Annotated in this window: 15 protein-coding genes and 3 tRNA genes; 15 read left to right on the plus strand and 3 right to left on the minus strand. The window is 69.0% G+C overall.

Going from position 1 to position 13,464, the window contains the following annotated elements:
• Positions 1-210 precede the first annotated feature (210 nt).
• From LJ657_RS21540 to LJ657_RS21575, 8 genes are all read left to right on the plus strand, one after another.
• Positions 211-283, plus strand: a tRNA-Thr gene (locus tag LJ657_RS21540).
• A gap of 46 nt (positions 284-329) precedes the next feature.
• Positions 330-402 (plus strand) — tRNA-Met (locus LJ657_RS21545).
• Positions 403-491: 89 nt separating this feature from the next.
• Positions 492-656, plus strand: coding sequence for a 50S ribosomal protein L33 (gene rpmG / locus LJ657_RS21550; protein ID WP_003948671.1), 165 nt, complete (start codon positions 492-494; stop codon positions 654-656).
• A 182-nt stretch (positions 657-838) separates the two neighbouring features.
• Complete coding sequence (locus LJ657_RS21555; protein ID WP_232650397.1) at positions 839-1,291, plus strand: MaoC family dehydratase N-terminal domain-containing protein; 453 nt, start codon at positions 839-841, stop codon at positions 1,289-1,291.
• A gap of 8 nt (positions 1,292-1,299) precedes the next feature.
• Positions 1,300-1,728 carry a MaoC family dehydratase gene (locus tag LJ657_RS21560; protein ID WP_232650486.1) on the plus strand — a complete coding sequence of 143 codons (429 nt, stop codon included), beginning with the start codon at positions 1,300-1,302 and terminating at the stop codon, positions 1,726-1,728.
• Positions 1,729-1,878: 150 nt separating this feature from the next.
• Positions 1,879-2,448: a TetR/AcrR family transcriptional regulator gene (locus LJ657_RS21565; RefSeq protein ID WP_232650398.1), complete on the plus strand. Its 570-nt coding sequence runs from the start codon at positions 1,879-1,881 to the stop codon at positions 2,446-2,448.
• Between the two features lie 122 nt (positions 2,449-2,570).
• Entirely contained in the window at positions 2,571-4,013 is a 1,443-nt protein-coding gene (locus LJ657_RS21570) for a DHA2 family efflux MFS transporter permease subunit (RefSeq protein ID WP_232650399.1), read from the plus strand.
• 356 nt (positions 4,014-4,369) lie between these two features.
• Positions 4,370-5,425, plus strand: a complete 1,056-nt coding sequence (locus LJ657_RS21575) for a UDP-N-acetylmuramate dehydrogenase (RefSeq protein WP_232650400.1) — start codon at positions 4,370-4,372, stop codon at positions 5,423-5,425.
• A 19-nt stretch (positions 5,426-5,444) separates the two neighbouring features.
• Here LJ657_RS21575 and LJ657_RS21580 read toward each other — a convergent pair whose 3' ends face one another.
• Entirely contained in the window at positions 5,445-6,077 is a 633-nt protein-coding gene (locus LJ657_RS21580) for an NAD(P)-dependent oxidoreductase (protein ID WP_232650401.1), read from the minus strand.
• Between the two features lie 103 nt (positions 6,078-6,180).
• On the opposite strand from LJ657_RS21580, the gene LJ657_RS21585 reads away from it, so the two are divergent.
• Positions 6,181-6,777 carry a TetR/AcrR family transcriptional regulator gene (locus LJ657_RS21585; RefSeq protein ID WP_232650402.1) on the plus strand — a complete coding sequence of 199 codons (597 nt, stop codon included), beginning with the start codon at positions 6,181-6,183 and terminating at the stop codon, positions 6,775-6,777.
• 49 nt (positions 6,778-6,826) lie between these two features.
• On the opposite strand, the gene LJ657_RS21590 is transcribed toward LJ657_RS21585, so the two are convergent.
• A complete protein-coding gene (locus LJ657_RS21590; RefSeq protein WP_232650403.1) occupies positions 6,827-7,855 on the minus strand; it encodes an adenosine deaminase in 1,029 nt (342 codons plus the stop codon).
• Positions 7,856-7,978: 123 nt separating this feature from the next.
• A complete protein-coding gene (locus LJ657_RS21595; protein ID WP_232650404.1) occupies positions 7,979-9,205 on the minus strand; it encodes a pyridoxal phosphate-dependent aminotransferase in 1,227 nt (408 codons plus the stop codon).
• A 283-nt stretch (positions 9,206-9,488) separates the two neighbouring features.
• Between LJ657_RS21595 and LJ657_RS21600 the strand changes: the two genes are divergently transcribed.
• From LJ657_RS21600 to LJ657_RS21625, 6 genes are all read left to right on the plus strand, one after another.
• Positions 9,489-9,561: transfer RNA gene (locus tag LJ657_RS21600), tRNA-Trp, on the plus strand.
• Between the two features lie 108 nt (positions 9,562-9,669).
• On the plus strand, positions 9,670-9,954 hold the full coding sequence (gene secE, locus LJ657_RS21605) for a preprotein translocase subunit SecE (protein WP_232650405.1): 285 nt from the start codon (positions 9,670-9,672) through the stop codon (positions 9,952-9,954).
• Positions 9,955-10,034: 80 nt separating this feature from the next.
• Entirely contained in the window at positions 10,035-10,904 is an 870-nt protein-coding gene (gene nusG, locus LJ657_RS21610; RefSeq protein ID WP_232650406.1) for a transcription termination/antitermination protein NusG, read from the plus strand.
• A 168-nt stretch (positions 10,905-11,072) separates the two neighbouring features.
• On the plus strand, positions 11,073-11,507 hold the full coding sequence (gene rplK, locus LJ657_RS21615; RefSeq protein WP_037858373.1) for a 50S ribosomal protein L11: 435 nt from the start codon (positions 11,073-11,075) through the stop codon (positions 11,505-11,507).
• An 81-nt stretch (positions 11,508-11,588) separates the two neighbouring features.
• The gene (gene rplA / locus LJ657_RS21620) at positions 11,589-12,314 is read left to right on the plus strand and encodes a 50S ribosomal protein L1 (RefSeq protein WP_030930575.1); all 726 of its coding nucleotides are present in this window, start codon (positions 11,589-11,591) and stop codon (positions 12,312-12,314) included.
• Between the two features lie 141 nt (positions 12,315-12,455).
• Positions 12,456-13,388 carry an SCO4651 family lipoprotein gene (locus LJ657_RS21625; protein WP_232650407.1) on the plus strand — a complete coding sequence of 311 codons (933 nt, stop codon included), beginning with the start codon at positions 12,456-12,458 and terminating at the stop codon, positions 13,386-13,388.
• The last annotated feature ends 76 nt before the right edge of the window (positions 13,389-13,464 follow it).

The raw sequence follows: 13,464 nt of genomic DNA on the forward strand, positions 1-13,464 counted from the left end.
GAGCCTAGGCTGGCGATCCGCTCGTGTCGGGGAGGAGCGCAATAGTCGTACCGGTGTGGTCCGCCGTGTCGGAGGGGCCTCAGTTGCTCGTGGGAGAGCCGGGAAACCGGCCCGGGCTGAGGCCGGGAGCGCCTGTGGAACAGGCCGGGACGGGGGCCGCGAAACGGATTTGGGTGAACGGCGGCCGAGCGTGTAATGTCTTCATCGCTCGCCCCAATAGCTCAGTCGGCAGAGCGTCTCCATGGTAAGGAGAAGGTCTACGGTTCGATTCCGTATTGGGGCTCTGGTGTGTGAGGTTCCCGTCGCAAGGCGGGAACGGATCGCATCACAGCGGTGTAGCTCAGTCGGTAGAGCAAGCGGCTCATAATCGCTGTGTCACCGGTTCAAGTCCGGTCACCGCTACTGACAGTAGCCGATTGTGGGGTCGGTCCTTCGATCGGCTACTCTTTTATGCGTTAAACCGTCCCATCCGTTCGTCAAGGAGCACTCACGTGGCTGCCACCGACGTCCGCCCGAAGATCACGCTGGCCTGCGTGGAGTGCAAGGAGCGGAACTACATCACCAAGAAGAACCGGCGTAACAACCCGGACCGACTGGAGATGAAGAAGCACTGCCCGCGTTGCAACGCGCACACCGCGCACCGCGAAACGCGATAAAACAGGCTCGTACACGAGGCCGCCCCCACCAACCGGGGGGCGGCCTCGCGTCGTTTCGGCCCCGGTTACCGGCCGGTTCCGGTCGATCACAGGGCGCTCGAAGCAGATGTCCGGCGGGCATCCGCGGACACCAGTAGGTCAGCACTCAGCAGTCAGCAGGCAGACACAGGAGGTGCCGAGCCATGGCGCTCGACCAGTCCTTCGTGGGGCGCAGCTACCCGCCCACCGAGCCCTACGAGGTGGGCAGGGAGAAGATCCGTGAGTTCGCCGAGGCGGTGGGGGACCCCAACCCGGCGTACACGGACCCGGAGGCCGCCAAGGCGCTCGGCCACCCCGACGTCATCGCTCCGCCGACCTTCGTGTTCGCGATCACCTTCAAGGCCGCGGGCCAGGTCGTCCAGGACCCGCAGCTGGGCCTGGACTACAGCCGAGTCGTCCACGGTGACCAGAAGTTCTCGTACGTCCGCCCGGTGCGAGCGGGTGACCGCCTCACCGTCACCTCCACCATCGAGGCCATCAAGTCCCTGGCGGGCAACGACATCCTGGACATCCGCGGCGAGGTCCACGACGAGGCGGGCGAGCACGTCGTGACCGCGTGGACGAAGCTCGTCGCGCGCGCGGCAGAGGAGGCGTGAGGAAGACGATGACGGCGAAGATCGCATACGACGAGGTCGAGGTCGGCACCGAACTGCCCGCCCAGACCTTCCCCGTGACACGCGCCACGCTCGTTCAGTACGCCGGCGCCTCCGGGGACTTCAACCCCATCCACTGGAACGAGAGGTTCGCCAAGGAGGTCGGGCTGCCGGACGTCATCGCGCACGGCATGTTCACCATGGCCGAGGCGATCCGGGTGGTCACCGACTGGACCGGCGACCCGGGCGCGGTCGTCGAGTACGGCGTCCGCTTCACCAGGCCGGTCGTCGTCCCGAACGACGACGAGGGCGCCGTCATCGAGGTCAGCGCCAAGGTGGCCGCCAAGCTCGACGACAACACGGTCCGCGTGGACCTCGCGGCGACCAGCGCCGGGCAGAAGGTGCTGGGGATGTCGCGGGCGGTCGTACGGCTGGCCTGAGGGGCGTACAACGGCCTGGAGGTAAGGGGTGTTCTCCATTGAGGGCGCCCCTTACTCGTATGTGCCCCCCTGCCTGCGACAACGTCTCGCGGCCGGGAGGGGTTCCTTTCTCTCTTGACGAAGTTAGTGATTGAGTACTAACTTACTTGCATGGCCAGGATGAGCGCAGATGAGAGGCGCGAGAGCGTCATTCGAGCGGCGACCGCGGAGTTCGCCCGAGGCGGCTACTACGGCACCTCGACCGAGGCGATCGCCAAGCGGGTCGGTGTCTCGCAGCCGTATCTCTTCCGGCTCTTCCCGGGCAAGAAGGCGCTCTTCCTCGTGGTGGCGCAGCGGTGCATGGAGGACACCATCCGCACCTTCGAGGAGGCCGCCGAGGGGCTGGAGGGCGAAGAGGCCCTGCGTGCCATGGCGAACGCGTACACCAAGGTCATCGCCGAGCAGCCCGAGCGGCTGCTGATGCAGATGCAGATGTACGTCAGCGTGGCCGCCGCCGAACAGGCGGGCGACCACGAGCTCGGCGAGGCGGTGCGCAACGGGTGGATGCGGCTGTGGGACACCGTTCATCTGCCGCTGGGTGCCGACATCGGCGAGACGACGACGTTCATGGCGTACGGGATGCTCATCAACTGCCTGGTGGCCATGGGCTTTCCTCCCGAGCATCGGGTCTGGGAAGGGCTGTATCCAGAGGCGCGGCTGGAGGGCCGTCTGGAGAAGTAGCGCCCGGACTCCACGCAGTCCACGGGAAAGGCGCCGCAACCGTTTTTCATGCCCGCAAAAGTTAGTCATCAATAACTAACCGAACAGACCTACCGAGCGACTGATCACCCTCTGGGGGAGCGATGTCACAGCAGACCGCACGTCGCGGGGGAACCGTCTGGGCCCTCGTCATCACCAGCGTCGCCGGATTCATGGCGGCCCTCGACAACCTCGTAGTCACCACCGCCCTGCCCTCCATCCGCAAGGACCTCGGCGGAGCTCTGGGCGACCTGGAATGGACCGTCAGCGCCTACACCCTCACCTTCGCCGTCCTCCTGATGTTCGGCGCGGCGCTCGGCGACAGGTTCGGCCGCCGCCGGCTCTTCCTCGCCGGTCTCACCGTCTTCACCGGCGCCTCGGCGGCAGCGGCCATGGCGACGGGCATCGACTCCCTGATCGCCGCCCGCGCGGTCCAGGGCGTGGGCGCTGCGGTCATGATGCCGCTGACGCTCACCCTTCTCACCGCCGCCGTGCCGGCCGCCAAGCGCGGAATGGCGTACGGGATCTGGGGCGCGGTCAACGGCCTCGCGGTGGCCTCCGGACCTCTCATCGGCGGAAGCCTCACCGAGCACGTCTCCTGGCACTGGATCTTCTGGCTGAACGTCCCCCTGGGTCTCGCCCTGCTGCCGCTCGCCCGCCTGCGTCTCGCCGAGTCGCACGGCACCGGCGCCCCGCTCGACGTCCCCGGCACCCTGCTCGCCAGCGGCGGCCTCTTCGGCATCGTCTACGGCCTGGTCCGCGGCCCCGCCGACGGCTGGACCGCCACCCTGGTCCTGACCGGCCTGTTCGCCGGAACCGCACTGCTCACAGCATTCGTCGGCTACAGCCTGCGAGCCAAGAACCCCATGCTGCCGATGCGGTTGTTCCGCTCCCGTGCCTTCTCCGGCATCAACGCCGCGAGCCTGCTGATGTTCCTCGGGATGTTCGGCTCGATCTTCCTGCTCAGCCAGTTCATGCAGGGCGTCCTCGGCTACTCGCCCACCGAGGCGGGCCTGAGGATGCTGCCGTGGACCGGCATGCCGATGCTCGCCGCGCCGATCGCCGGCATCCTCTCCGACCGCATCGGCGGCCGCCCCGTGGTCGCCACCGGCCTCTTCCTCCAGGCGGTCGGCCTCGGCTGGATGGCCTCCGTGGTGGCACCCGGCGTCTCCTACACCGCCCAGCTGCCCGCCCTGATCATCAGCGGCATCGGCATGGGGCTGTACTTCGCCCCGGCCGCCAACCTGGTGATGTCCAGCGTCCGCGCCAAGGAACAGGGCATCGCCTCCGGCGCCAACAACGCGCTGCGAGAGGTCGGCGGTGCGCTGGGCATCGCGATCATGTCGTCGATCTTCTCGGCACAGGGCGGTTACGAGTCCGCGCAGACCTTCGTCGACGGCCTGCAGCCTGCGCTGGTGACCGGGTCCGTGGTCGTGGCGCTCGCCGGGGTGGCGGCACTGATGATCCCGAGGCGGCGCGCCACGGAGGCCACCACACCGACGCCGACGGACGAACCGACTCCGACGCTGGAGCCGGTCGCAGGCTGACCCGAGCCACGCCTGGCCCCGTCCGAAAGGGCGGGGCCGCCGCGTATGTCCGGCGGCCGGAACCGGGACGGGGCGGGTTTCGCCCACCCGTGCCGGCGGGGTGCCGCCTGCGCCCACCCGCGCCGCCCCCAGCGGCACGACTGCCCGCAGGCCAGGGGGATGAGAGGCGCGCACCCGCAGTCGCGGCCCCGCCCACCGCCCGCACCACAGGCGCTACGCGTACCCCCACCGGACCTGCCCAGGCGCCGCGGGCATCCGCACCGCAGGCGCCACCCACACCCCACCGATGCCGCACGAGCGCCCCCGGGCACACCGGCACCGCACCAGCGCCGCAGGCGTCTCGTACCCTTGAGCCCGTGCAGGAACGACACGACGCCCCCCTCGCCCCGCTGACCACCTTCCGGCTGGGCGGCCCCGCCGCCCGCCTGATCACCGCCACCACCGACGCCGAGGTGATCGCAGCCGTCCGGGAGGCCGACGCCACCGGCACCCCGCTCCTGCTGATCGGCGGCGGTTCGAACCTGGTCATCGGCGACAAGGGCTTCGCCGGCACCGCACTCGTCATCGCGACCAAGGGCTTCGACCTCGACGGCACGCGCCTGGAGCTCGCCGCCGGCGAGGTGTGGACCGACGCCGTCGCCCGCACCGTCGAGGCCGGACTCGCCGGCATCGAGTGCCTGGCCGGCATCCCGGGCTCGGCCGGCGCGACCCCCATCCAGAACGTGGGCGCGTACGGCCAGGAGGTCTCCTCGACCATCACCGAGGTGATCGCCTACGACCGCCATACCCGCGAAACCGTCACCGTCCCGAACGCCGACTGCGCCTTCTCGTACCGCCACAGCCGCTTCAAGGCCGACCCCGAGCGCTACGTCGTCCTGCGCGTCCGCTTCGAACTGGAGGACGCCGACGGCCTCTCCGGCCCCGTCAAGTACGCCGAGACGGCCCGCGCCCTCGGCGTGGAGCCCGGCGACCGCGTCCCCCTCGCAGCCGCCCGCGAGACCGTCCTCAAGCTGCGCTCCGGCAAGGGCATGGTCCTGGACCCCGAGGACCACGACACCTGGTCGGCCGGTTCCTTCTTCACCAACCCCATCCTCACCGACGCCCAGTTCGCCGCGTTCCACGCGCGCGTGCAGGAACGGCTCGGCGACGGCGTGGAGCCGCCCGCGTACCAGGCGGGCGAGGGACACACCAAGACCTCCGCGGCCTGGCTGATCGACAAGGCGGGCTTCACCAAGGGCTACGGCACCGGCCCCGTCCGCATCTCCACCAAGCACACCCTCGCCCTCACCAACCGCGGCGAGGCCACCACGGAGGACCTGCTCGCACTCGCCCGCGAGGTCGTCGCCGGCGTCCGCGAGGCCTTCGGCATCACACTCGTCAACGAGCCGGTGACGGTCGGCGTCAGCCTGTAGGGGCCCGCACGGGAACGCCTCAGTACGCCACACCCACCCCCTGCTTCACCGTCCCCGGATCGCCGGCCATCGCCAGCATCGCGTGCGCCACATCCGCGCGCCCGATGAAGCGGCCCTTCGCCGGGAAGCCGCCGACCACCGTCCGGTACGCGCCCGTGACCGGCTTGTTCTGCAGCCGCGGCGGCCGTACGACTGTCCAGTCCGTGGTGCTGCCTGCCAACTCGGCCTCCATGGCGCTCAGATCGGCGTAGACGTCCTTGAGCAGCGCGGAGACGATGCCGCGCGCCGTGCGGTCGAGCGGCCCGTCCCCCTCGGGCGGCGGACCGACCGGACCCGCGCTCACCACGAGCAGCCGCCGCACCTGCTCCGCCTCCATGGCGCCCAGCACCGTGCGCGTGAGCCGGGTCGCGACCCCCGCCTCCTTGCGGCTGCGCGCACCGAGCCCCGACAGGACCACGTCCCGGCCGGCCACGGCGGGGCGCACCGCCTCCAGGTCGACCAGGTCGTCCCGGAACACCTCCAGGCGCGCGCCCGTCACGGACAGCCGCGCGGGATCCCGTACGACCGCAGTGACCTCGTGACCCGAGTCCAGGGCCTGGCGGACGACTTCCCGGCCTATGCCGCCGGTGGCGCCGAAAACGGTGAGTCTCATGGGTGCTCCCATGTTCGTAGGCAGTGGGTGAGTATTCACTCACCCTTTCTCCCACTAGAGTGAGTAAGCACTCACCCATCCGTCAAGCCCGATTGGACGACACATGGAAACGAAGCCGGCCCGTGTCCGCATCCTCGATGCCGCTCACGAGCTGATGCTCACCGTCGGGCTGGCCCGCGCCACCACCAAGGAGATCGCCAAGGCGGCCGGCTGCTCCGAGGCCGCGCTCTACAAGTACTTCGCGAGCAAGGAAGAGCTGTTCATCCGCGTCCTCACGGAGCGGCTGCCCCAGTTGACGCCGCTGCTGCGCGACCTGGCCGCCGAGCCCGGACAGAGCACGCTGGAGGAGAACCTGACCGAGATCGCCCGCCAGGCCGCCCTCTTCTACGAGCAGAGCTTCCCGATCGCCGCGTCCCTGTACGCCGAGACCCAGCTCAAGCGTCGGCACGACGACGTGATGCGGCAGATGGGAAGGGGCCCGCACATGCCGATCCAGGGTGTGGACACGTACCTGCGGGCCGAACAGGAACTGGGCCGGGTCAGCCTCGACGCGGACACCTTCGCAGCCGCGTCGCTGCTGCTGGGCGCCTGTGCCCAGCGGGCATTCGCCTACGACGCGACGCGAGAGGCGGTGCGGCCGCCGGTGGACGAATTCGCCAAGCGGCTGGCGCGGACCCTGCTGGCCGGCATCGCCGACTGACCCCGCCCCCTGCGGAAGTGCGTGCCAGGGCCGGTCCGCCGGACAGACCCTAGGCCAGCCAGTCGTCCACCCCCGCCAAGAGCTTCGCCTTCACATCCTCCGGCGCCGCCGACGCCCGCACCGACTGCCGGGCCAGCTCCGCCAACTCCTCGTCCGTGAATCCGTGGTGGTGGCGGGCGATGTCGTACTGCGCGGCCAGCCGGGAACCGAACAGAAGCGGGTCGTCGGCGCCCAGGGCCATCGCGACACCGGCGTCGTACAGCCTCCGCAGCGGAACGTCCTCGGGCTTCTCGTACACACCCAGGGCCACGTTCGAGGCGGGGCAGACCTCGCACGTCACACCCCGCTCCGCGAGCCGCTTCAGCAGCCGCGGATCCTCCGCGGCCCGCACCCCGTGCCCGATCCGGTTCGCGTCCAGGTCGTCGAGACAGTCCCGTACCGACGAAGGCCCTGTCAGCTCGCCGCCGTGCGGCGCCGACAGCAGCCCGCCCTCCCGGGCGATGGCGAAAGCCCGGTCGAAGTCCCTTGCCATACCCCGGCGTTCGTCGTTGGACAGCCCGAAGCCGACCACACCCCGGTCGGCGTACCGCACGGCCAGCCGGGCCAGCGTGCGCGCGTCCAGGGGGTGCTTCATACGGTTCGCGGCCACCAGCACCCGCATGCCCAGGCCGGTCTCCCGCATCGTCGTGTCCACCGCGTCGAGGATGATCTCCAGCGCCGGGATCAGACCGCCCAGACGGGGCGCGTAGGAGGTCGGGTCGACCTGGATCTCCAGCCACCCCGAGCCGTCCTTCAGATCCTCCTCGGCGGCCTCCCGCACCAGACGCCGGATGTCCTCGGGCTCCCTGAGGCACGAGCGCGCCGCGTCGTAGAGCCGCTGGAAGCGGAACCAGCCCCGCTCGTCCGTGGCCCGCAGCTTCGGCGGCTCGCCGCTGGTCAGCGCCTCGGTCAGCGCTTCGGGCAGTCGTACCCCGTACTTGTCGGCCAGCTCCAGCACGGTGGCGGGCCGCATCGACCCGGTGAAGTGCAGATGGAGATGGGCCTTCGGCAGCTCAGAGACATCACGTACACGCTCCATTCCAGGATCCTGCCGCACGTCACCGCCGTCCCGGTAGCGGATTCCCCGTACGTGGTCTTGCTCGCACAAAGAAACAGGGGGCTGCTCCGAAAAACCGGAGCAGCCCCCTGTACAGGGCGGACGTCAGTCCTGCGCCTCCGCCAGCAGCTTCTGGATCCGGCTGACGCCCTCGACGAGATCCTCGTCACCCAGGGCGTACGACAGCCGCAGATAGCCCGGCGTACCGAAGGCCTCGCCCGGGACGACCGCGACCTCGGCCTCCTCCAGGATCAGCGCGGCCAGCTCGACCGTGTCCTGCGGGCGCTTGCCGCGGATCTCCTTGCCGAGCAGGCCCTTGACCGACGGGTAGGCGTAGAAGGCGCCCTCGGGCTCGGGGCAGACCACGCCGTCGATCTCGTTGAGCATCCGCACGATGGTCTTGCGCCGCCGGTCGAAGGCCTCGCGCATCTCGGCGACGGCGTCCAGGCCGCCGGAGACGGCGGCCAGCGCCGCGACCTGAGCGACGTTCGACACGTTCGACGTGGCGTGCGACTGCAGGTTGGTCGCGGCCTTGACCACGTCCTTCGGGCCGATGACCCAGCCCACCCGCCAGCCGGTCATGGCGTACGTCTTCGCGACACCGTTGACCACGACGCACTTGTCGCGCAGCTCGGGCAGCAGCGCGGGCAGGGACACGGAGACCGCGTCGCCGTACACCAGGTGCTCGTAGATCTCGTCGGTCAGGACCCACAGGCCGTGCTCGACGGCCCAGCGGCCGATCGCCTCGGTGTCGGCCTCGGAGTAGACCGCGCCGGTCGGGTTGGACGGTGACACGAAGAGGACGACCTTGGTCTTCTCCGTGCGGGCGGCCTCCAGCTGCTCGACCGAGACGCGGTAACCGGTGGTCTCGTCCGCGACGACCTCCACCGGGACACCGCCGGCCAGGCGGATCGACTCCGGGTACGTCGTCCAGTACGGCGCGGGCACGATGACCTCGTCGCCCGGGTCGAGGATCGCGGCGAAGGCCTCGTAGATGGCCTGCTTTCCGCCGTTGGTGACCAGGATCTGCGAGACGTCCGGCTCCCAGCCGGAGTCGCGCAGCGTCTTCGCGGCGATCGCGGCCTTCAGCTCTGGCAGACCGCCGGCCGGCGTGTACCGGTGGTACTTCGGGTTCTTGCAGGCCTCGATGGCGGCCTCGACGATGTAGTCCGGGGTCGGGAAGTCCGGCTCACCGGCGCCGAAGCCGATCACCGGACGCCCGGCGGCCTTGAGGGCCTTGGCCTTGGCGTCCACGGCGAGGGTGGCGGACTCGGAGATCGCGCCGACTCGGGCGGAGACCCGGCGCTCGGTGGGAGGGGTTGCAGCGCTCATGGGCCCCATCGTTTCAGACTGGAAACGACCCCGGCACGCGGGTTTCACAGACTGAACATGTGTGGGTCGACCACTGAACACCTGTCCGGAATCAGCCGGTGGCCTGGGTGATCTTCCATCGGTTTTCCGGCGATCTTCCGCCGTCAAGGTCCCTACGGGCGCTTTCTGTTCGACGATGGGCTCCGGAGCACGTACACTCTCACCTCGTTGGCCATCAGCAGCCGCGCCGCAGGCGGTGCACACCGAGCACCCGGTCGGATGCGGTACGTTGGGGGACACACAAAGGGTCGTAGCTCAATTGGTAGAGCACCGGTCTCCAAAACCGGCGGTTGGGGGTTCAAGTCCCTCCGGCCCTGCTACACACACCTTCGCCAGGATGTGTGCGCATGTACGTACAGCAATGCAACGCCGTGCGGCTCAGACCGGGCGCGGCACGGCCACGACCCGGGAACAGGTGAGGACGAATGGCGGACGCCGTGGGCTCCATCGACACGCCTGATGCCCAGGACGAGGCGCAGGAGACGAAGAAGGCCCGCAAGGGCGGCAAGCGGGCCAAGAAGGGCCCGTTCAAGAGGCTTGCCCTCTTCTACCGCCAGGTCGTCGCAGAGCTTCGCAAGGTCGTCTGGCCTACGCGTAACCAGCTGACGTCGTACACCACCGTGGTGATCTTCTTCGTCGCCGTCATGATCGCCCTGGTGACCGTGATTGACTATGGGCTCAACCACGCGGCCAAGTACGTCTTCGGCTGAGCCGAGAGCGAAGGGCGCCGAGGTACCCGGCGCCCCTTTCGCATGTTCCACCCCTATGTATCCAGGAAGAAGCAGCCACCGTGTCTGACACGAACCTGAACGACGACGCCATCGAGCCGGACGAGTCCGTGGACGACGAACTCGACATCGTCGAGGGCGCGGACGAGCAGGACGAGTTCGAGGCTGCCGAGGCCGAGGCGGGGGAGCCTGCCGAGGAGGCCGCCCTGCAGGTCGTGGACGAGGACGAGACCGCCGCCGACGAGGCCGACGACGACGAGACCGCCGCGGACGAGACCGCCGAGGAAGAGATCGCGGAGGAGGAGTCCGAGCCGGTCGACCCGGTCGAGGCCCTCCGCGACGAGCTGCGCTCCCTGCCCGGCGAGTGGTACGTCATCCACACCTACGCCGGTTATGAGAACCGCGTGAAGACCAACCTGGAGCAGCGCGCCGTCTCGCTGAACGTCGAGGACTTCATCTTCCAGGCCGAGGTGCCGCAGGAAGAGGTCGCGCAGATCAAGAACGGTGAGCGCAAGACCATCAAGCAGAACAAGCTCCCGGGCTACGTCCTCGTCCGCATGGACCTGACGAACGAGTCCTGGGGTGTGGTCCGCAACACTCCCGGCGTCACCGGCTTCGTGGGCAACGCCTACGACCCGTACCCGCTGACCCTGGACGAGATCGTCAAGATGCTCGCTCCGGAGGCCGAGGAGAAGGCCGCCCGCGAGGCCGCCGAGGCCGAGGGCAAGCCCGCCCCGCAGCGCAAGGTCGAGGTCCAGGTGCTGGACTTCGAGGTCGGCGACTCGGTCACCGTCACCGACGGCCCGTTCGCCACGCTCCAGGCGACCATCAACGAGATCAACCCCGACTCGAAGAAGGTCAAGGGCCTGGTGGAGATCTTCGGCCGCGAGACGCCGGTCGAGCTCTCCTTCGACCAGATCCAGAAGAACTAGCGGCTTCTGGACCCACCACTTCCGCGCAGGTCAGGCGGGCTCTCGCAGCCGGTCTGACCTGCTCGGTTTTCAGCCGCGCATCTATACCCGTTATCGTTGTGCGGTATGCCTTCATCCGGGACGCGACCCGGGCGGAGGCACGCCTCAACCGAAAGGACCCGGAGAGTAATGCCTCCCAAGAAGAAGAAGGTCACGGGGCTCATCAAGCTCCAGATCAACGCCGGTGCGGCGAACCCGGCTCCGCCGGTCGGCCCCGCGCTGGGCCAGCACGGCGTCAACATCATGGAGTTCTGCAAGGCGTACAACGCCGCGACCGAGTCGCAGCGTGGCTGGGTGATCCCGGTGGAGATCACGGTCTACGAGGACCGTTCCTTCACCTTCGTCACCAAGACGCCGCCGGCCGCCAAGATGATCCTCAAGGCCGCGGGTGTGGAGAAGGGCTCCGGCGAGCCGCACAAGACCAAGGTCGCCAAGATCACCGAGGCGCAGGTCCGCGAGATCGCCCAGACCAAGCTCCCCGACCTCAACGCCAACGACCTGGACGCCGCGTCGAAGATCATCGCCGGCACCGCCCGTTCCATGGGCATCACGGTCGAGGGCTGAGCCCCACTCCCGTAAGACAGCAGAAGTGGCAGGGCCTGCTCGGCCCGGACCACGACTCCTCAGACACACACAGGAGCAGTAGTGAGCAAGCGCAGCAAGTCTCTCCGCGCTGCGGACGCCAAGATCGACCGGGAGAAGCTCTACGCCCCGCTCGAGGCCGTCCGTCTCGCCAAGGAGACCTCCACGACCAAGTTCGACGGCACCGTCGAGGTCGCCTTCCGTCTGGGTGTCGACCCGCGCAAGGCCGACCAGATGGTCCGTGGCACCGTGAACCTTCCGCACGGCACCGGTAAGACCGCCCGGGTCCTGGTCTTCGCGACCGGTGACCGTGCTGCGGCCGCGGAAGCCGCGGGCGCCGACATCGTCGGCTCCGACGAACTGATCGACGAGGTCTCGAAGGGCCGCCTGGACTTCGACGCCGTCGTCGCCACCCCGGACCTCATGGGCAAGGTCGGCCGCCTCGGCCGTGTGCTCGGTCCCCGTGGTCTCATGCCGAACCCCAAGACCGGCACCGTGACCCCGGACGTGGCGAAGGCCGTCAACGACATCAAGGGCGGCAAGATCGAGTTCCGCGTCGACAAGCACTCGAACCTGCACTTCATCATCGGCAAGGTGTCCTTCGACGACACCAAGCTGGTGGAGAACTACGCGGCGGCGCTGGAGGAGATCCTCCGTCTGAAGCCGTCCGCCGCCAAGGGTCGCTACATCAAGAAGGCCGCGATCAGCACCACGATCGGCCCCGGCATTCCGGTCGACTCCAACCGCACCCGCAACCTCCTCGTCGAGGAGGACCCGGCCGCCGTCTGATCCTGACGGCAGTCGCGCGTACGCGTATCCGGCGCGAGCCCCGCAACCTTCCGAGGTGCGGGGCTCGTCCCTTTTCCCGGACGTGTGTCAGTGCCCTGGGTTAGCGTGCGGGTACAGCTGTCGCAGAGGGGTGGGGGACCAATGAAGAGCACGACCGTGCGCCGGGTGGGCCTGTCGATCGCAGCGGTGACCGCGCTGTCGGGGGCGGCCGCCTGCGGCTCCTCGGGCTCCTCCGGCAAGGGCGACGGGGCCTCCGGCAAGGGCGCGACGCACGTCAGCCCCATAGCGGCCCTGCGCACCGCCGAGAAGTCCACCGACGGCGCCGACTCCGCCAAGGTCGAGTCCACGACCACCACGGGCTCCCTGATGTCCATGAAGGCCGACGGAGCCCTGGGCTGGGCGGACGGCCTCACCGGCAACCTGACCATCACGTACACCGGCGGAACCATGGCGGACACCATGCGCCGGCTCGGCACCACGTCGATGGAGGCTCGCTATCTACCCGACGCCTACTACGCGAAGATGGGCGAGAAGTTCGCCGAGCAGGCGGGCGGCAAGCACTGGATCCGGTACGGCTACGACGACCTCGCCGCCCTCGGCGGCAGCTCCGGCGTCTACCTCAAGGACCAGATGCAGAACACGACGCCCAACCAGTCGGTGAAGCTCCTGCTGGCCTCCGGGGACGTCAAGAAGGTCGGCACCGAGCAGGTGCGCGGCGTGCACACCACGCACTACGCGGGCACGGTGGACATCGCCGACCTCGCCGGCAAGAACTCCAGCCTCACCGCGAGCCAGCTCGCCGGCCTGAAGAAGCAGCTCACCCAGGCCGGCGTCAGCACGGAGTCCGTCGACATCTGGGTCAACGACCAGGATCTCCTGGTCAAGAAGATCGAGAAGGGCCGGATGTCGGCCGGCGAGTACACCCAGACCGCGTACTACAGCGACTACGGCGTGAAGGTCTCCGCCACCAGGCCCGCGGCGAGCGACACCGAGGACTTCAGGCAGCTGCTGAAGAAGCAGGGCATGACTCCGGGCAGCAGCGACACCGCGAGCGGGTCCGGCAGCAGTTCCTGAGGCAGTCGGGGCTCCCGATGTCCGGGGGAATACGGAAGACTCGCGCAGCCTCCTGAGGTTAGGCTCGCCTCCTTAC

This window comes from Streptomyces guryensis (genome assembly GCF_021261325.1).
Lineage (GTDB): Bacteria > Actinomycetota > Actinomycetes > Streptomycetales > Streptomycetaceae > Streptomyces > Streptomyces guryensis.